Consider the following 20,048-nt stretch of genomic DNA (forward strand, 5'->3'; position numbering starts at 1 on the left):
TATGACGCCTTATCAGCTTTTTATTGGAAGTGAACCATCCCAGACGATGAAATTTACCGTCGGGGATACAAAATATCAGCTCGATCTCCGGTATAACCCTGTCGCCACCGGCGGCCAGTGGTTCATTGATATTTATAACGCGAATACCAGCGAAGAATTAATTCGTGGGTATGCCCTGGTGGCCGGTGTGCCGGTTTTAAAACGTACCCGGCTCCCGTTCTGGTTTTATCTCTATGACAGTAGCAGCCTGAACCTGAACCCCTATGGCGGAAATGACCTGGGCGGGCGCTGCCTGCTGTACGTGATGGACAGGAGCGATGAACAATAATATTCAGCAGTATGGGCGGCAATATGTTCTGGTGATTGGGAACAGCAAAGAATCCGTTCAGATAAACAACGCGCATGTCTCGTTTAATATCTCTCACACCCACGATAAAACCCCCAATAAAGCCACTATCCGCGTCTGGAATCTGAACCCCTCGCATCGCCGCCAGGTAACGTCAGGAGAGTTTAAGCAGGTGTCGCTGGCCGTTGGCTATGGTTCGCTTGAAAACTGCCGTGTGCTCTATGCGGGCCAGATTACGAAACCATCAGTGATCCGTGAGGGGCTGGATTTTATTCTGGAATTAACGTGTGACGACGGCGCGACGGCGTACCGGGATGCATTTATCAACGTAACGCTGGCCGCAGGTAGCACCCACAGTGATCTGATATCTCACTGTAGCGGCACTATGGACAGCGTAACGCCGGGTAACGTGGGATTACCTTCTGATGTGACGTACAAGCGTGCCAGGGTCTGCTATGGGCCAGCGCGGCACGTACTGAGCCAGGTAGCTGACCATCACGGCGCTGATTGGATGATCCAGAATGGTGAACTGCATATTTTGCACCCGGATTACTGCCTGCCGGGTGAGGGAGTGCTATTGAACGAGTCGAGTGGGATGCTCGGCAGCCCCAAACCGACCGATCGAGGGCTTGAGGTTTCCTGCCTGCTGCGGCCGGAAATTGTCGTGGGTTCTCTGGTTCGCATCGAATCCATCGTGGACGACTACAACGGCGATTACAAAGTAGTTGCTGTTCAGTCCCAGGGCGACACTCATTCATCCCGCTGGGAATCCCGGTTAACCGTTGTGAACGGGAAATTTAAGCAGGCTAAAAAGCTGAAGAAAAAAGGTAAGAAGGAGGAAAAGAGCGAATGAGTATTCTTAACCGTGATACGGCCTCTTTCGATAGCGTAATGGCTCAGGCCGGGGGCGATCTTTCATCGCAGATTCGCGTGGCTTTGCCAGCCATCGTGACCGAATTCAACGCAGAACGACAGACAGTGACGTTGCAGCCCGCTATCGCCGGTACTGGCGCCGATGGTGCTGCGTTGAAAATGCCGCCCCTGGCTGATGTGCCAGTGAAGTTTCCCCGGGGGGGAGGTTTCGCATTCACATTCCCCGTGGCCGCTGGCGATGAAGGCCTGGCTGTTTTTTCCGATCGCTGTATCGATGGCTGGTTTTCATCCGGCCAGGTCAGCCAGGCCGATGACCACCGCCAGCACGATCTGAGCGATGCCTTTTTTCTTCCGGGGGTGTCCAGTATTGCCCGCGCTATCGGTTCATTTCGTACCGATGCCGTGGTGATGCGGCAGTTAAGCGGCTCGGGCTATGTCTCAATAGACAATGGCGGCAATGTTGATATTGATGGCGCAAAACTGACAGTACATTGCCAGACCGAATTTCTGAACACGGCAACGGTGCAGGGGCTAACAACCTGCAACGGCGGCGTGACGGCCCAGGGGGGAGAAGGGGCAGCGGTGAAAATTTCAGGCTCCGCAGAGATTACCGGCGGCGATCTGACAGTGGACGGAATCGGATCTAAATCCCACCATCACGTTGACAGCCAGGGTGGAAACACATCGGGGGCTAAACCATGAGAACCCGGCGATTAGATGCGGCTGGCGACTGGACCTTTGGCCGCGGGCGCGAGTCCTATGCAACCCGTTCGGAGTGCGTCCGGCAGAAAATAAAAACGCGACTGCTGTCGTTTAAAAATGACTGGTTCCTGAATCTGGATCACGGTCTGGACTGGTTTGACAACATAGCGCGGCGTGGTACCAGACTGAAACTGGAAGCGCAGATTCGTACCTGCATACTTCAGACTGACGGCGTTAAAACGCTCACGGAATTTTCTCCGCAGTTTGATCCTAAAACCAGAAGATTGACGGTTTATGCCACATTCACTGATATCTACGGCAACAGCGGCGAGGTGGAAATTTAATGGGCAGCGTAACAAGCACCGGCTACGTGGCCGACAGGCTCGATGATATTTTTTCCGGCCTGGTGACAAAATTTAAGAGCATCTACGGCGACGATATTCTGACAGACCCGGACGATCCCGACGGGCAGATTATAGGTATTTTTGCGCAAATGCGGGCGGATGTGGAAAACGTCATTGAACTGGTTTACCAGGCCAACGACCCCGACAACGCCACCGGCACCTGGCTTGAACAAAAGGTGGCTTTCGCAGGCCTGACGCGCAAAGGGCCTTCGTACTCAGTTATCGAAGATGCGCTGCTGACCGGTACGGCGGGAACGGTGATCCCCTCGGGATCGATAGTGAAAGATGGAACCGGTAATCAGTGGATTTTACAGGCTAACGTTACGCTGGGGGAGGACGGGACAGCCTACAGTGATTTTCGTTCTTCTGATGCGGGGCAATTCAGCGTTGATGCTGGCGTTAAGCTGGATATCGTCACGGTTATTGCGGGATGGAGTCGGGCAGAAACGACGCTGGCCGCCACGCCTGGCGAGAATGAAGAAACTGATCCCGAACTGCTGGCCCGCTTCTATAAATCCCGTTCCCGCGCTTCGTCGAACTGTGTCGATGGCACCCTGGCAGATATCGCGGGAATTACCGGCGTGACTGATGCTACCGCGCTGGAGAACGAAACGGATACCACGGACGATAACGGCGTGCCGGCACACACAGTAAATTACATCGTCGAGGGTGGGGATAACGCTGAAATCGCCCAGGCCATTTACAACAACTGGCCGGGAACGGGATTGCAGGGAGATATTGAGGTTGACGTAACGCGCCGCAGCGGTAAAACAGCCACCATGCGATTTGACAGGCCTCAGTATGTCGATATAGCGGCAGTGATTAAAGTCGGGCGCCGGGCCAGCTTCACGTATGTTGACGAGGAAAAAATAAAAGAGGCCGTAACCGGCATGGAGTTCTCGACCGGGGAATACGTCTATACCTCCGATGTATCTGAGGCCGTGAATGCGGTTTCTGGCGTTTATGTCCGCGAAATTCTGCTGTCGCGGAAGGGGGACACCCCCGGGGAAACGCTGGCCGTGACGATCGGCCCTCGTGAAAAAGCGCGCTTTCAGGAAACCGATATCGACATTCAGATTATCGAAGAGGGAGCCAGTGCGTGAATTATACCGATTTACTGATTAGTCAGTACGCCACGCGGCCCCGCGCCAGGGCAACGATACAGGCACTTGAAGATGACATGAAGCGCTCCAGAGATGGGGCGCTTTCTGTTGCAGGGATGCTGAACATAGAGACTGCCACGGGTATTAGCCTGGACGTTATCGGGAAAATCGTAGGGCAGAGCCGGGTGCTGACCGGTGCGGTGGCCAGGGAGTTTTTCGCATTCCTGGACAAAAGCCCTACTGAGGGTTTTCAGCGTGGCGGAACGGGGGGATCGCCCTGGTACAGACAAGGCGATGCCATAGCCTCAACCGCAACGCTAACCGATTCTGAATTAAGAGCCGTAATCAGGGCGCGCTGTATCAAAAATTTCTCCCTTTGCACGCTGGATAGCGTAGAGCAGGCCTGCGAACAGCTATTTGGCCGCAACCGGTACAGCATCGAAATAATTGGGCCCTGTCACTGGGAAGTTACTACGACGGATGCTGATCCGTTCATTTTATTCTGTGCGAAAGAGCTTGACGTGCTACCGCGCTCTTCCGGCATGAAATACACGTTTGTAGAAAATGAGGTTTAATCATGGCGACAGGTAAACGTCCTGATGGTGAAGTTTTTGCATCTGGAGCTAAAGAGGGGGAGGTGCAGGAGTTTCCGGCGCTCTCTCGTGGTTGGGGGGTCACTGTCGATGGGCAGGATGCAACGGGAAGTTCTGTGACTGAACCGACTAATGGCATCCCACCTATGGAGTGGTTCAACCGCGTACAACAACGTACTGACGAGTCTATTTTATGGCTGTTACAGAACGCTATTCCTGAATGGGAAGCAGGAACCTGGCCGCAGAAAGCGGTGGTGATTCATGATAATGTTGTCTACAGGGCAGCAAGAGAAACCAGTGCCGAACCAAATAAAAATGATGGTAACTGGACGCCATTATTTCCTGTCGAGAATCTTGATGGGCGTTATGTATTCCAGAGCACAAAGGTAAACGGTCATCCCCTTAACGCTGATGTTAATGTCACGTCACAGGATATTTTTAACAAGCAGGCGGTTGGAATTGGAAATGCTGCTGACCTGAACATCTATACCACGCCGGGGTTGTATTACCAGCCACAGAACTCGCAGGCGCAGACAGGAAAGAATTATCCCGAGGCGCAGGCGGGTTCTCTGGAAATCTATAAACATGCTGGTATTACCCAGATATATCGACTTTATGGCAACTCCAGAAGTTATATCAGGGCGTTATACGGTGGTGTCTGGTCAGAATGGGCGAAACAATATGATACGGCAAACAAACCCACGGCAGAAGACACCGGAGCAGTAGCGAAAAACGGTGACACCATGACCGGGTTATTGACAATAAATAATAACGATGCCGGACTGGTACTGAAGCCAGTCGCCACAGGCAGAGTCTCTTATATTCTGGGACGAAACCTTAGTGGCTCCAGCGACTGGAATGTCGGGCGCACAGGTAATACAGGAGTTGCGCTATCGAATTATGTTGGTGGAACCAGTGTCCAGATTCTGGATGACGGAAGTGTCCGAATTAACGGGGGATCATCAACCGCGACTATTCGTGTACAGGGGGATTTGAATCCAACCAGTTTTAATACATTTGATGGGCGTTATAACTTAAAAAATACTGCCTCAAAAGCTATCAACGGCTGGCATAAAGATTCGTCAACAGGAATTATCAGACAGTGGGGAATAGTTAATGTCACGGACAATGCCATTGTTACAGCAAACTTTCCCATTCCATTTCCGGGCGCTTGCGCATCAATGAATGTGACGCCGATTTCTCAGGCCGCTAACTCATCCGCAGAAATAATTTCTGCGTATGGTAAAGCCATCAGCAACTCACAAATGCGTGTTGCAGCATGTGCTAACTGGGATAATCACGGCATAAGTGGCGTTTATTTTGAGGCTACAGGATATTAATTATGGAACAGTACTACTACAGCGCATCAAAAAACCTATTATTCCCTGAGTCACTTTTTGACGATTACAATGATACCGGGATGTGGCCTGATGATGCCAAACCTGTTAGTGACGAAATCTACCAGGAATTTGGCGCCAATCCGGCGCCGCCAGGAAAAATCATGGTAACGGGGGACGATGGGCTACCGGCGTGGGGGGACCAGCCAGCACTCACACAGGATGAATTGATAGCGAGTGCTGAATCTAAAAAATCGTCCCTGCTGGTGGCGGCAGCGATGGCTATTGCACCGCTACAGGATGCCGTAGATCTCGACATTGCCACAGACGAAGAAACTGCGTTGCTGATGACCTGGAAAAAATACCGGGTATTGCTGAACCGTGTGGATACAAGTAAAGCCCCAGATATTGAGTGGCCTACTTTGCCGGGAGTGTAACCCATACTGGATTGTGGCATACTACACGCATCATTTAAGATGCGTGTACAATAAACAAACCGGCGATAATAAATGGGTGCGATAAAATATAGACCAGATATCGATGGGCTTAGAGCCATAGCTGTTATGTTGGTGATTTTTTATCACGTTGGCTTTAAACTTGTTAGTGGTGGTTTTATAGGTGTAGATATATTTTTTGTTATATCTGGATATTTGATAACATCAATAATTAGAAGTGATTTTGATAGGGGGGTATTTTCTTTTTCTGTTTTTTATGCCCGTCGTATAAAAAGGATAGTCCCCGCTCTCTTTGTTGTTATACTTGTTACAAGTATAACATCCTTTTTTATTCTATTTCCCGATGATTTATCTTCTTTTTCTAAGAGTGTAAAATATACATCTCTATCGATAGGAAACTTGTTCTTTATCAAGCATGGATCTGACTATTTTTCACAACTGATGGAGCAGGCTCCTCTTTTGCATACGTGGTCACTTGCCGTAGAAGAGCAGTTTTATATCATCTGGCCTTTGCTTCTTTTTGTTTCTTTCAAATTGTTGAGGGCTAAGATAAATAGCGTTATTGTCTTGATTTCTTTTTTTGCAATAATCTCTTGCATTTATTCTTCCTATTTGATTTGTGAGTGGCCGGTATCGTCTTATTATTCATTGGGTAGCAGGGTCTTTGAACTACTGATAGGATGTTTGCTGGCATTGCTTTGTGGGGGGACCTCTCCCTCGTTACCTTGTAAGGCAATGAATTTTATTTCAGTTGCTTCTCTGGTAGGGCTTTTATGTACTGGGTTTTTAATTGGTAAAAGTAACTCCTTTCCTGGCTTTATGGCTCTAATTCCTTGCTTGCTGACCGCATTGTTCATTATGACGGGAAAGGATGGTAGGTTGGCGCATGGTAACGCATTCATTTCTTCGAGGCCATTTGTGTACATTGGTAAAATATCATATCCAATGTATCTTTGGCATTGGCCAATTATAGCGTTTGTTAATTACAGAGGCTATGAGAAGACAACGGATGTTTCACTGTTTATAATTCTTATAACCGTGGTGATGGCAATGGTTACTTATACTTTTGTGGAAAAGCCAATTCAGCGTGGGGTTAAGAATAGCATACAAAGCACAGTTGGGTTTGTTCTGCTTCCCATGGTGATCGCATCAGTTGTTTTTGGATATGTAGTTCCAAAAAACAAAGGATTCGAAGATAGATTTCCTGATGCTAAATCTTATTTTAAACCAGATAACGTTCCAAATTCAGTTTATAAAAAATGCTTCAACTCATACAGACTTGATCCCGATGGGTTTTGTGTCTTGGGTGCTAAAAATGGAGCACGGAAAGGAATGTTAATTGGCGACTCTATGGCAGGGCATTACATGGGGTTTGTCAACATTTTAGCTAATGATGCGGATGTTACAGTCTATGGTAGTGCATCTTCTGGTCTTCCTCCTGTTTATTCCGTTAAGAGCTTTGCCCAATCATACGATCAAAGAACACCGCAGAAATTGGAGTATAATTTACAGCGGTTAAATAAGGCTAAGGGGTTTGATTTTGTGATACTGGCTGGAAGCTGGGGGAATCATTACCCTTATTTTCAGACAGAAACAGCACTCGAAGATACTGTGCGAGATTTTATAAGGTCAGGAATTCAGGTTTATGTAATAGGAAGACCCAATGCGATTGAAGACTCCATATTAAAGAGGGCAATATACTCGTTATCTCATGGCGGTAAAGTTGAACAGATAGTCACTACTTTAAAATCTGGAATTAATTATAGATTAGATAATTTAAGCAATAAGCAGGGGGTAAAAATTATCGATCCTAATGAAGTTATATGCGCTGCAGAAGAGTGTAAAGTGGCTTTGGATGGACAAATCTTGTACTTGGATACAGATCATATCACTGAGCAAGGAGCCAGAATTTTAGCCAAATCCTATCTTAAGTCACACACGAATCCATTTAGTAACTGAATTGTTGCGGGCCTTATGGCTCGCGCCTTGGATATGGAGTGGTGGCGGTGCCGCGTATCGATATTAACGCTCATGCCAGAAGTCGATAAAAGTGTTGGTATACTATCTTGCGGATACTGCCTAACATATTGATTTATCGGCGGTGAAAATGCGATCAATATACCAAATAAAAACGCTAACTCATTGATATGTTGGTGTTTTTCTTCGGTCTTGAAAACCGGCGAGGGGAAACCCTCCCAGAGTTCGAATCTCTGCGCTTCCGCCAAACATAAACCCCAGCTAATCGAATTAGCTGGGGTTTTTCTTTTCATATACTTTCCGGTACAGAAGCAAAATAGCCTGGACTCAGAGCGCTGTCGGTATATCGCTATGGTCTGGCGTTTACTGATAATTATCATGCAGCCTGTTCCGGTAACCAGCCGCGTTCAGCAAATAAGGTATATCCATTCTACCGATAACCAGATGCTCGGGCCGCCTGATGTCTATCAGCGCCAGCCTGAGCGGCTTTGTGATATGCCGGTTTGTATCACCCGTACGTGGTCGGACGGATGGTTATGCGCCACTGTGGGCTGCTGCAACATTGTGTTTCAGGGTAACCTTAACCACTTTGCGAGGATGTATCTGAACGGTGCTAAAACTGCCGGTCGTTGGCCAGTCGCCGGTGCCGGCTATCCGGCCACGCCACCGGGAATATCTCTCACATTAGCCCAATCGTTTTTACGCGCAGCCAGTCCCGTGAGCTGCTGACGGATATAATCGCAGCGCCCGGCTCCCGCAATCGCTTTCAAATAACCCCCAGTGCACGTTGAATACTCTTCCGTGCGTAGGGCGGTATTTCAGGGGATGGTATGGGGGTGGGGATAAATCTAACGCTATGCTGATGACTGGTGTGAGTGCATCCATTTCCGGCGTCTAATCGATGAGGCGCATAGTGATGTGGCGGTTGGGAATGGCTCAGCATACTCCCGCAGTCGGTTATAGCATCACATTTAATGCGGCAGACTTGGCGGTTGTCGACCAGCGGACAAATAGCAATATTGGCGTTTTTGCTGCTTATATTGGCACCGCTGTCATTTATGGCATTCAACAGTGACTATCTATCATGACTGATATCATTTGCCGCTGGCGCTATAAATGCGCTGGCGTTGCTGCGGGCATAAAAATATCAGAAGCCCAGGCATAGGCGGTCCATCCAGCCAACGATGCGGGGGCTCCAGTCATATCCATTGTCGGATGGTGGCAAAGTATTTCGGCCAGAACTTTAATCTTTGTGTACCAGGCGATATGGCGGCAGTGATTTCAGTCTGGCGAGATAGTTGGGATCAGCCCAACTATAGCTGCTCCTGATACCGCTACACTTTTCAATCCTATGTTTGCTCCAGAAAATGGGTTCGTCGGCTACATAAAAGGACAAATATTCCTCAGCAGTTGCCACATTGAACGGCCCCGATGATTACGCGTTACGGTGTTATAAAGCGCCTGCCATCACCGCTCAATGCAATTTATCCACGGTGAGTAAACCGGCTGATAAATTATCCTGAACTGAGAATAAGCTGGTGAAGCGTGGTGGAAGCGATCCGGTAGTTATTTAATTGCCTGAAGTTCATGAGAGTTATTCATACAAGACTCTCAGCGTGAAAAATAAAATCCCGCCGCCTGATAAAGGACGCGGGGTAATTCACGGAGACAATATTTTCTGGAATTATTCGAAATATTTGATAGCACCTGATAGCGGGAACCGGGCTATAGACGTGCAGGTGCCATTAGGATGAAAAAGGGCTTATACCCGATACAACTTCATTGTTAAAATGCCTGCTCCATGCTTCATATCGCCGTTAGAAGAAATACTTAAAACGTACCCGTGCACCGTAGCGCTCGTCGGTATTGCCGGTTTTCGTGGATGACGAATTCAGCCACGATGCGTAGGCTCCAAGATAAATATTAAAGTTCGGCATAGCCATAATGTTTGGTAACTGCCAGGATGAGTGAATGGTATGGATATCATAGTTGCCTGGCGCCAGCACCGTGCAGTCGCCACTACATTCTGCGCTGACGTTAGCCATATTAAATTGGTCGATGTTGTTATGGGCATATATATAGCCAAGTTCTACGCGGTGCCATAGCGCGTTGATACCGGCGCTGAAGTCTTTTTCATCCGCCGCATCCAGATATGCTGCGCTTATATTCACTACTGCGCCATCTTGATTATCTGCTTTTAGCGTATTCCAGCTTAGCGTCATGCCATAGCCGGTACGCTTGGATTGATCGATCCAGCGGCCATTTTGATTCTGATAACCATAGGCATTATTGATGAGATTACTTTCCAGCGCCGTAGCGACAGACCACGCTCCTGACAGCCAGGCTGCTACCGGGCGCACATACACTATATTTTTGCGATTATCTAGCGCATTGCCATGATATTTCTGGTCAACAAATAGCGAGCTGCCGTCCTCGACGAGCGTATTTACCTCGAAATACCAGTTGTCGAAAGTTTTACTGAGCAGAAAGTTACCGCCGCTGTTGCTACGCCCGCGTCCCTCTTTCATCATGAAAATATAACCATAGCCATCACTGTACAAATCGTTTGCTGTATTACCGGAATATTCAATAAATGTATCCTGATTAAGTGGGAACATATCATAGGCTTCGAAACGGCCTACTTTAAATTTCCAGTTGTCTTCCTGGCCAAAGAAAAAGGCTGCATCGTCAAGATTCATTTTGCCGGTCATATCGGCCAGTGGTTGTACGCTAAATCCTGAAAATTTACCGTTAGTACTTTTAAGTAATCCATCAAAGCCTAAAAGAATGCGTCCGTTAATATCCCAACGTTCTTTATCTCCCGGAGCCCAATCTTTATTAGCGCTGGTTTTTATCGACGTAAGACTGCCCGTACGGCTGGCACCATCCATATTGAACTCAATGTCGCCGTAGAATTTTAAATCCGTATCACCCGTAAGCTGTAATATGGATTTAGTTGCTGCTGCATGAGTGGCTGTCGGTGGTATCATCGGTTTTTTTAGCTCATGAATTTCCGCTTCCGCGCGCGCTGCACGCAATTCCGTTGCTTTTAGTCGCTGTTCCATTTGCGCCAGACGTTCCTCAATAGATAAGGGCGTTTGTGCATTGGATACAGGGGTAAATAGAGTCGAGAAAAAAATAATCCATATTTTATTCATCGCAAACCTTTTTTATTCTTTAATTAAAAGGGAATGTGTCATATGCAATTAGTAATAATGATAATGTGATTAATAACCCATGACTGGCAATAGGCGCGTTATTAATGATAATGGACAATATATTCTAACGAATGGCCATTTTATTTATTAAGTTAGAACTAATTTATTGTAGCCAGCTTCTCTAATTTTTCTTCAACATCACCGGTAGGGAGGTTCTCCTTTCGGCGTTCAGCTAGCAGACGGCAAATCTCGGCATGTTTATCCTCCGTAAAGGTAAAGAATGACATACAGCCAAGGCGAATGAGCGAGCCAATTGCCGGAAGCAGGCAGATACCAAAGAACAGGCCAGTAAGTACACTGCTACTCTGCGTCTGTGCCTGTGGCACATAATCGATTACCATCAGAAATACGCCGATTAACCCACCGCCAACCGCCACTGACATTTTCCCGGTAAAGGTTTGCCCGGAGAAAGTAATGGCCGCACAGCGTTTGTTAGTATGGTATTCCGCATATTCGATGGTGTCGGCAATCATTGATGACGTCAGTATATTGGACATCATCACAAACAGCGTGCTGAAGCCTAACAAAATAAAGAGCAGCACCGTCTGTTGATATCCGACAAACCACATCACGATGCGTACCGCGATATCTAATCCACACAGAATCATAAATAACTTTCTTTTATACATTCTACGCGTCAGCATCGGGACAATCAGACATACGATTGCAGCTACAATTCCTATGATACCAATCCCCATTTGCAGGCTAGCGTCCTTCATATTGTAAATAAAGAAATAAATATTCAAACCCCCGGCTACATTATGAAAAAGACAGAAGAAAAAAGACGTTAAAATAATAAACAGCGGCTTGTTTTGACGAAGATTATGGAATGTATCGCGAATTGTTACCTTTTCCGGGCTTGGTGGTACACGTTCTTTAATCTGCATAAAGCCGTTTAACATCAGCGGTAGGCCAATCAGAAGCATAACCAGCGCCGCCATAAAGTAGCCTTTATCGTTACTATACTGGGCGAAATGCGCCGCCAGTTTCGGGAAGAAGATATTAGCGCAGGCAATCCCTGCATTAACGCCTAACATCGCGGCGGTTACTGCTCGGGTGCGCTGACCTGAGTCGTTAGTCATGACTGAAGACATAGACCAGAACGGAATATCCGAAATGGCATACATTGTTCCCCACAGGATATAGGTCACTCCTGCGTAGAGAATCTTAGTGGTCATATCCGCTTCAATTTTATAAAACGAAAGCAGCGTGACGCCGGTAATTAGCAGCGGAGCAATCAGTAAAAAGTGGCGGAATTTACCGAGTCGGCTATTAATGGTATCCATAATACTGGCAAAGAAAGGATCATGGATTGCATCCCAGGCGCGAGCGATTAAAAAAATAGAACTTGCTGCCAGCGCCGATATTCCCAGCACATCAGTGTAAAAGTAGTTAATAAATGAGCCAACTAGACCAAAACTAAAACATTGACCTAGGCCATATCCAAAATAAGACCACAACTCGCGAGACGGTATTTTCATTGTCATTGCCATCGTGTGCACCTTACTACCCGGCAGTGCAGTGCCGGGTTATTGTTGTTATGCCCGTGTGGACGAGGAAATTTCACGAAGATTACGCATAAGATCGATCTCTTTACGGGAGAAGGGGATACCATTCTCTTCGAAGACATCGTGGAACCAAAGGCGGCAGTAGTCCGTCGATTCTTTCATGAGGACGGGCCACGGCAGCCAGGTCTGGGTTTTACCGCGCACCAGCCCCCACTGATAGGGCGCCACTTTTGCCATATACATCAGCGGTAGCTGTTCTTCGATGGTGCTGCCCACGTGGCGTGCTAACCATTCGGTACAGAATATTGGTCTTCCAAGCTGCTGTAGCTGCTGAATAATGGCCGTCATGCGAGCGGTATTGGTATAGGCGTGGTAGCTGATTACATCCGACAGCGCCAGCGCGGTTTGATCCAACGGATGCTGGTAGAAGCGCTCCCCTTTTTCTTCCGGAGGTAGACGCCACGCGCAAACGGTCAGCGGCTGATCGGGATCCTCCTCACGCGCCCAGCGAAACGCCAGTTCCATTAGCTCATGAGCGAACGTCTCCAGCTTTTCGTCATACAGCACTTCTTCTGTGCCGGTGGCAAAAATCCCGCGGTTGCCCGGTTCGTTGTAGAGATCCCACAGCAGTACGCGTTTATCGTGGCGAAACTGGCGGATAACGTCGCGAATATAGCGTTCAATTCGCGGCCAGCTATCGCGGTTGCAGACGTTATCACGGCCCGGACTTGCCGCCGCCTGACTGTTATGTTTGCCGGGCACCGGTGATTTTTGTGGCCCCAGGTAGGGCTCATCGCCGGAAAACCCGCAGTCGTCCATCAGCGTCAACATAGTGCTGAAGCCGTGGCTGTCGGCAATGCGCAGAAAATGATCGATACGCGCCATTAGCCCGTCCCGATCGTGTTCCCAAACGATAAACGGCAGATTGATGCGCAGTGTGTTATAGCCTGCGTCCGCCGCCCAGCCCAGCTCACGTTCAATGGTTAGCGCATCAAAAGTTTCCTGCTGCCAGATGTCGGTCCAGTTCACCGCCGTTGACGGCAGGTAATTAAAGCCGCACAGCCAGCCCTGGTCCTGATACCACGCCTGCACCTGAGCGCTGCTCCACCGTTGTTTCATCATTTTTCCTCATGTTTATAATATTTAGCTAATAAATATTAGCTGTAATATAAATGAGCAAACTGTAGCGTGCAGAAAAGCGATAAGAGTCACAAAGTTAGCGCCATTAATAAGAAGAAACGTGATCGGCAGCGCTTCAGCGAGCAGTTAGGGTATGATGCGTTTTCACGTAATGGGGGAGCGATGAAGCGGAAAAATAAAATTACTATGAATGATATTGCACGCAAGGCGGGAGTATCACAGGCGACGGTATCGCTGGTGCTTAACCAGTCGCGTAATATAAAACTGAGTGAAGAGACCCGCCAGCGGGTGATTACTGTCGCGATGGAGCTCGGTTATGACCGCCTGCCTACAATGCACGCACCGAATAACCAGGAAGAAGTGGCGCTATTAATCAGCTCCCTGCAAAGCTACGATCCGTTTATTGATGCTATCAGTCAGGCTCGTGAAACGGCCTATCGTAATAAAGTACTGCTCACGGTTTATGACTATGGTGACGATGTAGATCTGGCGCTGAATATTATTAGCCAGCTTGAAAGGCGCAACTGCATAGGTATTATTCTCGCTTCTCCGGTCACTACGCTGGTCGACATGAGCGCTTTCCAGGAGTGCACTCAAATTCCTCTGGTCATGCTGAACCAGAGCGATCCCGGCCAGCCTTTAATGCCATCATTTATACCTGATGACTATGGCAACGCATTCCAGGTGACAAAGCACCTGATTGACTGTGGGGCTAAGCGCATTGCCCATATTACCGGCGAAAGCTGGATGGAGGCCTCGCGTCAGCGGTTGGCTGGTTATCAGGACGCGTTACAACAGGCAGGATTGGCCTACGATGATAGCCTGATTTATCAGACAAACTGGCAATTCAGTGAATCATTTACCGCTACGACATCGCTGCTGCAGATGTCGGCGCGCCCGGATGCCATCTTTTGCGCCAGCGATTGGCTTGCCATTGGTTGCTACCAGTCGCTGGCGATGCACGGCGTACAGATTCCCCGGGATATGCTGTTAGCCGGCTATGATGACCAAAAGATTTCCGAACAAATGACGCCTTCGCTAACCAGTATTGAACTTCCCTATAGCGAGCTGGGGCGACTCGCGGTGGAGTATCTGTATAATCAGGAAGATGCTGCGACGCACGTAACGCTGGCAGGAAGACTGAAAGTACGGCAATCGAGCAGAAAAGACGGATAATCCCAATCACTCTGCCAGCAGCACCCGCATCGCTTCAATGGTCCTCCCCGCTTCGGTGATGCCGATCTCAGGATTAACCTCCAGGCCAGCGCTTTTGTATCATAGGGCTGACGAAGCGCAGAACCCATTCCCTTTCCTCGTTTCGCTGATTGATGTAGTGCCAGCCCCGCCGCTCTAACATGGGCAGCGGGTGTATCTTCAGTTTACTGATCACGAGCTTTGGTATCGGTAATCATCGCTATGAGAAAACGGTGATAACGCTGAGGATATTCCTACATGGAAGCTCAACGCAATATTCGGTGGAATTCCATTCTTTAGGTTTTTCCAGCACGATTATTACATCCGAGCGTCCTACTTTTTATTTCTGCCTGTGCGACTGAATAAATAGTAAGACTGGATAACCAATAAATCAGATCCCAAAAATAGTTTTTATAGATAGTCGTTATCCTGATGATATTCTTTCCCGTTCTATAATTTATGTTTACATACTGTTGCTTATATCCACGTCGCAACTGATTTAACTTCTGGAAGAATATACTTATTTTCCATATTGGGCGTGGCGCCGTGGGATATTTGCTGAAAGAGTACGTTGTATTCATGGATTTGAATATAGCCGTTCCCGCCTTTTCAGCTGTTGCGGTTGCGCCATATATACCGCCGTATCGGGATCATGTATGGCTTCTATCCAGGAGGGTTACTGGATTGGCTTTGCGCTGGCTATTATTCTGCTTATGGTCGACACCAGCCTTTCCTAGCATTCAGGCAGAATAAACCCAGTGAGCGTGCCGGAGATATTCAAAATGTGTCGCTTTTGATATTTCGCGCTTTACGCCTTCGGTATCGCCCGTATTTATGGCACCTCAACCAGCAATGCCTGCTTTAGAAATTGACTCAAGCACAGTGCTGATTCCGCTTCACGGTCTGTGAACTTAGCGGCTTCATGACACGCCCACTCGTAGCCTGAGCAACACTGAGTCAGCCTCCAGAGGCTGCTTAATACCTGGTATCTTGTCGGACGGCGGGGCAATTTACGTTGGACGATGCCCCGCATCAGCAAGGCTTGCAGAGAGCTGGCGAATAAGTAAAAGTATGAAACCCGCGCGTGCGGCCATAAAAACGCGTTTATTGTGAAGCATGACGCGTGCGACGGCGGTTACTGTAACATCCGCGCGCTATATGATGATATTCGTTGCTAAATAATGTAATAAACGCCGGCCATTGCCTGCCTGATAAACTCCCGTCGGCGTCTCTTTCCTGCACTCCGGCGTGTAGTAAAGCCAGATAATGCTCTGATTTAAAAATTAGAAACCACGTACTTGCGGCCTTGCTCGTAGAGTATTTCGCCTTTCATTTTTGCGGTGCCAATCAGCATTGTAGAAGTGTTAAAAACCGATGGCAGGTAGCGTAATGCCTCTTCAGAGGGAAGGGCGATGGAGTTAAAAAGATATCTCTGTCGCACCATGAAAGCCTTCCGGGTGAGTCCCGACTGCAGTTTAAGAGGTGGATAAAAGTCCCCCGGGGCATCAATTTTACCGGGCAGAGTGCAATAATACGGTCTCTAGGGCACATAAGGCGAGAGTACGTTATCTATGGATAAATATTAAATTATGGCTTCATTGCTAAAATAAATTTAGCTATTACCTGAATAGCAACAGCCTTTATAAGCAATTATTATGGGGTACAGTGCGAGAAGCTGACAAACACGGAAGCGGTAATAAATATCCAGACCCATTGGTCGGCAATGAAACGCGCTGGTTCTTAATATATGTCTGAGGGTTTTTTGTTAAAAAATATGTTCTATTAATAACCCTAAATAATGAATCCGTCGGCGAATATGAAATACTCTTGAATATTACATGAATCTGTAAATCATTATTTATTTTAACAGCAGAGAAATGTTTGAGTTTAATTTCAGGGAAACCAGTGTAATTTATGTTCTGAGCTTTTCCCGATACTGTCAGTACAGGTAAGGCACTAACATAGTCTAATTATTTACGTCGAAAAGTACTATTTCTATGCATGAACATTAGCTTTTCTTGCGATTTATTTATGATGCGGTCGATTTTTTCCTCAATCGCTCTCTGGCTCTTCTGACAGACGCCCGGCTACGCCCGGGGAATAGTTGCACCAGCGCTTCTAACGGAAGCGCCAGGTTTCGGGCAAGTAGCGTCAATTCTTCCTGTCGCCAGCGTCGGGAAGATGACCTGGAGTTGCCGCAATATTTTAGACCCAGGCTTGCCGCCTTCAGCCTGATGGCTTCAGGTGTCCTACCCGGCAGCTTCTCTGCGACAGCGGTGCCCTGTATCGGATAACACTGCTGCAGAAGTTGCTGCTCTGCGGCGTTCCAGCCTCGCCCACTGGCAACACCCATTTTACGTGCCATTTCAAAAATAGTTTTACGCGTGCGCCCGGGAAGGAGAAGCTGTATTCGTGTGATACCTGCGCCATCGGCATAGTGAGTCTGCAGAATCGCCAGCTCTTCTGCGGACCATTCCGGGTTTTGCCGGTGATTACAGCCCAGCTTAGCGGCTGCCAGCCTAATGGCTGCTGGCGTTCGCCCCAGACGATACGCAATATCAGCGGTGGGCAGCGTGCCATAATGCATTTCTACATAGTGCAGCTCTTTTGCTGTCCATGCGCTGCGGTGGTTTCTGGCTCTATGAGGCGTTCTGGACATTTTATTTGCCTGACTTGTTCATCCTGCGATAACACGGTAAGGCCTTCTTATAGGCCAATGACTCATACGGCGTCTCGATCTCTGGAGAAAGTATGTATTCAGAGAAACCTGCTGTTTGTCGTTAATGCTGAGTGTAACAAATAGTGCTGAACAATGATTACAGTCAATAACCTTAAATTTAAGGTGTATTTGTCTGATATTTTCATTGATTCTGAAATATCAGATTATTGAGCGGTGCAATTATGGATTTAGCTTTCAGAAATAATGGTTTAAATAAGGGATTATATCGGAGTGCGAAATAATATTTTTTGTGGAATGACTATCCCATTCTAAGGGCTGCTATATTGATTATTTTTAGTATTTCATACTATATTGAGCGGGAAAAATCACACCGGGAATATTACTATTGTTTTATTTCCAGGACCGCTATTCACAAGGAGTGCTCATGAGCGATTCATTCCAGAATGAAATACCTAAAGCCCGCGTAAATATAAAACTGGATTTACATACTGGAGGGGCGAAGAAAAAAGTTGAATTACCGCTGAAATTATTGGTGACGGGAGATTTTAGTAATGGCCAGGAAACCGGGCCATTATCCGAGCGCAATAAAGTCAACGTCAATAAAAACAACTTTAATAGCGTACTTTCCGAATTTTCACCGGCTGTCACATTATCTGTGCCTAATACCCTCGCCGCAGACGGTAGTGAAGAAAATGTCCGCCTGACATTCCGGGACATGAAGGATTTTGAGCCGGAACAGGTCGCCCGCCAGATGCCTCAGCTAAAAGCGATGCTTGCCATGCGTAACCTGCTGCGCGATCTGAAATCGAACCTGCTGGATAACGTTACTTTTCGCAAAGAGCTGGAAGCCATCCTTAAGGATCCAGCCCTGAGTAATGAACTGCGTAACGAACTGTCTGCCCTAATGCCCGAAAAAGCGTAACGGCGGCGTGTTAACGGATTAATGAGAGAAAATGCTGATGTCTGTGCAGAATGAAAATGCGTCCTCAAATGAAGGCGTAGTACTGGAGCGCCCGGCAGCGGGTGGCGTATACGGTTCCCTGTTTGAAAAAATCAATCTGAACCCGGTAGGCCAACTGAGCGACCTGTCGGTGTGGCAAGATAACCAGGCGATGTCGGATGCTACGGCGGACGAGCGCGTTACGGCGGCAATGCAGGTCTTTCTGGAGCGCCTGAAGCAATCGGGTAGTAAAGTTGAAAAGCTGGATAAAACGCTGCTCGACAGCCATATCGCAGAACTTGACCGCCAGATTAGCCGGCAGCTTGATGCGGTCATGCATCACGAAGAGTTTCAGAAAGTGGAGTCTCTGTGGCGCGGGCTAAAATCGCTGGTTGATAAAACAGATTTTCGTCAGAACGTGCGCCTGGAGGTGCTTGACCTGTCTAAAGAAGACCTGCGTCAGGACTTTGAAGATTCTCCGGAAACTATCCAGAGCGGGCTGTATCTGCAAACCTACGTGGCGGAATACGACACCCCGGGCGGTGAACCGATTGGCGCGCTTATCTCCGCTTACGAGTTCGATGCCTCTGCGCAGGACGTGGCGCTGCTGCGTAATATCTCCCGCGTATCGGCTGCGGCGCATATGCCGTTCATTGGCGCGGTGGGTCCGAAATTCTTCCTGAAAGAAACCATGGAAGACGTTGCGGCGATTAAAGATATTGGCAACTATTTTGACCGGGCGGAATACATTAAGTGGAAGTCCTTCCGCGACAGCGATGATTCCCGCTATATCGGGCTGACCATGCCGCGCGTATTAGGGCGCCTGCCGTACGGGCCGGATACCGTGCCGGTGCGCAGCTTTAACTACGTCGAAGAAGTGAAAGGCCCGGATCACGATAAATACCTGTGGACCAACGCCTCTTTCGCCTTTGCATCCAACATGGTGCGCAGCTTTATCAATAACGGCTGGTGCGTGCAAATCCGCGGCCCGCAGGCCGGGGGCGCGGTTACCGACCTGCCTATTCATCTGTATGATTTAGGCACCGGCAACCAGGTGAAAATCCCGTCAGAGGTAATGATCCCGGAAACCCGCGAATTTGAGTTCGCCAACCTGGGCTTTATCCCGCTGTCTTATTACAAAAACCGCGATTATGCGTGTTTCTTCTCTGCCAACTCGGCGCAAAAACCGGCGCTGTACGACACCGCCGATGCCACGGCGAACAGCCGCATCAACGCGCGCCTGCCGTATATCTTCCTGCTGTCGCGTATTGCGCACTACCTGAAGCTTATCCAGCGTGAAAACATCGGTACCACCAAAGACCGCCGGCTGCTGGAACTGGAGTTGAACACGTGGGTGCGCAGCCTGGTAACGGAAATGACCGATCCGGGCGATGAGCTGCAGGCATCGCACCCGCTGCGCGATGCGAAAGTGGTGGTGGAAGATATCGAGGACAACCCGGGCTTCTTCCGCGTGAAACTGTACGCGGTACCGCATTTCCAGGTGGAAGGTATGGACGTGAATTTATCGCTGGTTTCCCAGATGCCAAAAGCTAAGTCTTAAGGCAAGAGGAAATCCGG

At 48.3% G+C, this 20,048-nt stretch carries 19 protein-coding genes and 1 pseudogene; 13 read left to right on the top strand and 7 right to left on the bottom strand.

From position 1 onward, the window contains the following. The first annotated feature begins 1 nt into the window (after position 1). From SFA31_RS13230 to SFA31_RS13270, 9 genes are all read left to right on the top strand, one after another. Positions 2 to 328 carry a phage baseplate plug family protein gene (locus tag SFA31_RS13230; protein WP_322838402.1) on the top strand — a complete coding sequence of 109 codons (327 nt, stop codon included), beginning with the start codon at positions 2 to 4 and terminating at the stop codon, positions 326 to 328. Continuing rightward, entirely contained in the window at positions 318 to 1,199 is an 882-nt protein-coding gene (locus SFA31_RS13235; protein ID WP_322838403.1) for a phage protein, read from the top strand. The genes SFA31_RS13230 and SFA31_RS13235 overlap by 11 nt, the downstream gene beginning before the upstream one ends. Further along, a complete protein-coding gene (locus SFA31_RS13240; protein WP_322838404.1) occupies positions 1,196 to 1,921 on the top strand; it encodes a Gp138 family membrane-puncturing spike protein in 726 nt (241 codons plus the stop codon). The genes SFA31_RS13235 and SFA31_RS13240 overlap by 4 nt, the downstream gene beginning before the upstream one ends. Continuing rightward, positions 1,918 to 2,265 (top strand): hypothetical protein, encoded by a 348-nt coding sequence (locus SFA31_RS13245; protein ID WP_322838405.1) that lies wholly within the window; start codon positions 1,918 to 1,920, stop codon positions 2,263 to 2,265. Before SFA31_RS13240 ends, SFA31_RS13245 begins: the two co-directional genes overlap by 4 nt. Then, positions 2,265 to 3,428: a baseplate J/gp47 family protein gene (locus tag SFA31_RS13250; RefSeq protein ID WP_322838406.1), complete on the top strand. Its 1,164-nt coding sequence runs from the start codon at positions 2,265 to 2,267 to the stop codon at positions 3,426 to 3,428. The genes SFA31_RS13245 and SFA31_RS13250 overlap by 1 nt, the downstream gene beginning before the upstream one ends. After that, a complete protein-coding gene (locus tag SFA31_RS13255) occupies positions 3,425 to 4,003 on the top strand; it encodes a DUF2612 domain-containing protein (protein WP_322838407.1) in 579 nt (192 codons plus the stop codon). The genes SFA31_RS13250 and SFA31_RS13255 overlap by 4 nt, the downstream gene beginning before the upstream one ends. Positions 4,004 to 4,005: 2 nt before the next feature. Further along, complete coding sequence (locus tag SFA31_RS13260; RefSeq protein WP_322838408.1) at positions 4,006 to 5,361, top strand: pyocin knob domain-containing protein; 1,356 nt, start codon at positions 4,006 to 4,008, stop codon at positions 5,359 to 5,361. Between the two features lie 2 nt (positions 5,362 to 5,363). Beyond that, positions 5,364 to 5,795, top strand: a complete 432-nt coding sequence (locus SFA31_RS13265) for a tail fiber assembly protein (protein WP_322838409.1) — start codon at positions 5,364 to 5,366, stop codon at positions 5,793 to 5,795. 72 nt (positions 5,796 to 5,867) lie between these two features. Next, positions 5,868 to 7,772, top strand: a complete 1,905-nt coding sequence (locus tag SFA31_RS13270; protein WP_322838410.1) for an acyltransferase family protein — start codon at positions 5,868 to 5,870, stop codon at positions 7,770 to 7,772. Here the strand turns inward: SFA31_RS13270 and SFA31_RS19095 are convergent. Next, positions 7,736 to 8,170, bottom strand: coding sequence for a DUF987 family protein (locus tag SFA31_RS19095; protein ID WP_416208330.1), 435 nt, complete (start codon positions 8,168 to 8,170; stop codon positions 7,736 to 7,738). The genes SFA31_RS13270 and SFA31_RS19095 overlap by 37 nt on opposite strands. Before the next feature lie 551 nt (positions 8,171 to 8,721). On the opposite strand from SFA31_RS19095, the gene SFA31_RS13280 reads away from it, so the two are divergent. Then, positions 8,722 to 8,865 (top strand): hypothetical protein, encoded by a 144-nt coding sequence (locus tag SFA31_RS13280; RefSeq protein ID WP_322838411.1) that lies wholly within the window; start codon positions 8,722 to 8,724, stop codon positions 8,863 to 8,865. Between the two features lie 305 nt (positions 8,866 to 9,170). Here the strand turns inward: SFA31_RS13280 and SFA31_RS13285 are convergent. The 4 genes and pseudogenes from SFA31_RS13285 to SFA31_RS13300 all read right to left on the bottom strand — a co-directional run. Further along, positions 9,171 to 9,326, bottom strand: a pseudogene (locus SFA31_RS13285) (IS630 family transposase); the annotation flags it as partial. Positions 9,327 to 9,607: 281 nt separating this feature from the next. Continuing rightward, complete coding sequence (locus tag SFA31_RS13290) at positions 9,608 to 10,948, bottom strand: carbohydrate porin (protein ID WP_322838412.1); 1,341 nt, start codon at positions 10,946 to 10,948, stop codon at positions 9,608 to 9,610. Positions 10,949 to 11,106: 158 nt separating this feature from the next. After that, positions 11,107 to 12,501, bottom strand: a complete 1,395-nt coding sequence (locus SFA31_RS13295) for an MFS transporter (protein ID WP_322838413.1) — start codon at positions 12,499 to 12,501, stop codon at positions 11,107 to 11,109. A 45-nt stretch (positions 12,502 to 12,546) separates the two neighbouring features. Further along, positions 12,547 to 13,635 carry a cellulase family glycosylhydrolase gene (locus SFA31_RS13300; RefSeq protein ID WP_322839366.1) on the bottom strand — a complete coding sequence of 363 codons (1,089 nt, stop codon included), beginning with the start codon at positions 13,633 to 13,635 and terminating at the stop codon, positions 12,547 to 12,549. Positions 13,636 to 13,818: 183 nt separating this feature from the next. Between SFA31_RS13300 and SFA31_RS13305 the strand changes: the two genes are divergently transcribed. Further along, positions 13,819 to 14,832, top strand: a complete 1,014-nt coding sequence (locus tag SFA31_RS13305; protein WP_322839367.1) for a LacI family DNA-binding transcriptional regulator — start codon at positions 13,819 to 13,821, stop codon at positions 14,830 to 14,832. Positions 14,833 to 16,126: 1,294 nt separating this feature from the next. On the opposite strand, the gene SFA31_RS13310 is transcribed toward SFA31_RS13305, so the two are convergent. Next, positions 16,127 to 16,294, bottom strand: coding sequence for a hypothetical protein (locus tag SFA31_RS13310; RefSeq protein ID WP_322838414.1), 168 nt, complete (start codon positions 16,292 to 16,294; stop codon positions 16,127 to 16,129). A 585-nt stretch (positions 16,295 to 16,879) separates the two neighbouring features. Further along, positions 16,880 to 17,509 (bottom strand): hypothetical protein, encoded by a 630-nt coding sequence (locus SFA31_RS13315; protein WP_322838415.1) that lies wholly within the window; start codon positions 17,507 to 17,509, stop codon positions 16,880 to 16,882. A gap of 445 nt (positions 17,510 to 17,954) precedes the next feature. Between SFA31_RS13315 and tssB the strand changes: the two genes are divergently transcribed. Both tssB and tssC read left to right on the top strand, forming a co-directional pair. Then, positions 17,955 to 18,452, top strand: a complete 498-nt coding sequence (gene tssB / locus SFA31_RS13320) for a type VI secretion system contractile sheath small subunit (protein ID WP_322838416.1) — start codon at positions 17,955 to 17,957, stop codon at positions 18,450 to 18,452. A 31-nt stretch (positions 18,453 to 18,483) separates the two neighbouring features. Continuing rightward, positions 18,484 to 20,031 (top strand): type VI secretion system contractile sheath large subunit, encoded by a 1,548-nt coding sequence (gene tssC, locus SFA31_RS13325; RefSeq protein WP_322838417.1) that lies wholly within the window; start codon positions 18,484 to 18,486, stop codon positions 20,029 to 20,031. The last annotated feature ends 17 nt before the right edge of the window (positions 20,032 to 20,048 follow it).

This window comes from Erwinia sp. HR93 (assembly GCF_034555055.1).
Classification (GTDB): Bacteria; Pseudomonadota; Gammaproteobacteria; order Enterobacterales; family Enterobacteriaceae; genus Apirhabdus; species Apirhabdus apintestini.

What these genes read in the sequence shown, in the direction of transcription:
- SFA31_RS13230 (WP_322838402.1), top strand. Translation starts at nt 2, where the DNA reads ATGACGCCTTATCAGCTTTTTATTGGAAGTGAACCATCCCAGACGATG.
- SFA31_RS13235 (WP_322838403.1), top strand. Translation starts at nt 318, where the DNA reads ATGAACAATAATATTCAGCAGTATGGGCGGCAATATGTTCTGGTGATT.
- SFA31_RS13240 (WP_322838404.1), top strand. Translation starts at nt 1,196, where the DNA reads ATGAGTATTCTTAACCGTGATACGGCCTCTTTCGATAGCGTAATGGCT.
- SFA31_RS13245 (WP_322838405.1), top strand. Translation starts at nt 1,918, where the DNA reads ATGAGAACCCGGCGATTAGATGCGGCTGGCGACTGGACCTTTGGCCGC.
- SFA31_RS13250 (WP_322838406.1), top strand. Translation starts at nt 2,265, where the DNA reads ATGGGCAGCGTAACAAGCACCGGCTACGTGGCCGACAGGCTCGATGAT.
- SFA31_RS13260 (WP_322838408.1), top strand. Translation starts at nt 4,006, where the DNA reads ATGGCGACAGGTAAACGTCCTGATGGTGAAGTTTTTGCATCTGGAGCT.
- SFA31_RS13265 (WP_322838409.1), top strand. Translation starts at nt 5,364, where the DNA reads ATGGAACAGTACTACTACAGCGCATCAAAAAACCTATTATTCCCTGAG.
- SFA31_RS13270 (WP_322838410.1), top strand. Translation starts at nt 5,868, where the DNA reads ATGGGTGCGATAAAATATAGACCAGATATCGATGGGCTTAGAGCCATA.
- SFA31_RS19095 (WP_416208330.1), bottom strand. Translation starts at nt 8,170, where the DNA reads ATGATAATTATCAGTAAACGCCAGACCATAGCGATATACCGACAGCGC.
- SFA31_RS13280 (WP_322838411.1), top strand. Translation starts at nt 8,722, where the DNA reads ATGGCTCAGCATACTCCCGCAGTCGGTTATAGCATCACATTTAATGCG.
- SFA31_RS13290 (WP_322838412.1), bottom strand. Translation starts at nt 10,948, where the DNA reads ATGAATAAAATATGGATTATTTTTTTCTCGACTCTATTTACCCCTGTA.
- SFA31_RS13295 (WP_322838413.1), bottom strand. Translation starts at nt 12,501, where the DNA reads ATGGCAATGACAATGAAAATACCGTCTCGCGAGTTGTGGTCTTATTTT.
- SFA31_RS13300 (WP_322839366.1), bottom strand. Translation starts at nt 13,635, where the DNA reads ATGAAACAACGGTGGAGCAGCGCTCAGGTGCAGGCGTGGTATCAGGAC.
- SFA31_RS13305 (WP_322839367.1), top strand. Translation starts at nt 13,819, where the DNA reads ATGAAGCGGAAAAATAAAATTACTATGAATGATATTGCACGCAAGGCG.
- SFA31_RS13310 (WP_322838414.1), bottom strand. Translation starts at nt 16,294, where the DNA reads ATGGTGCGACAGAGATATCTTTTTAACTCCATCGCCCTTCCCTCTGAA.
- SFA31_RS13315 (WP_322838415.1), bottom strand. Translation starts at nt 17,509, where the DNA reads ATGTCCAGAACGCCTCATAGAGCCAGAAACCACCGCAGCGCATGGACA.
- tssB (WP_322838416.1), top strand. Translation starts at nt 17,955, where the DNA reads ATGAGCGATTCATTCCAGAATGAAATACCTAAAGCCCGCGTAAATATA.
- tssC (WP_322838417.1), top strand. Translation starts at nt 18,484, where the DNA reads ATGCTGATGTCTGTGCAGAATGAAAATGCGTCCTCAAATGAAGGCGTA.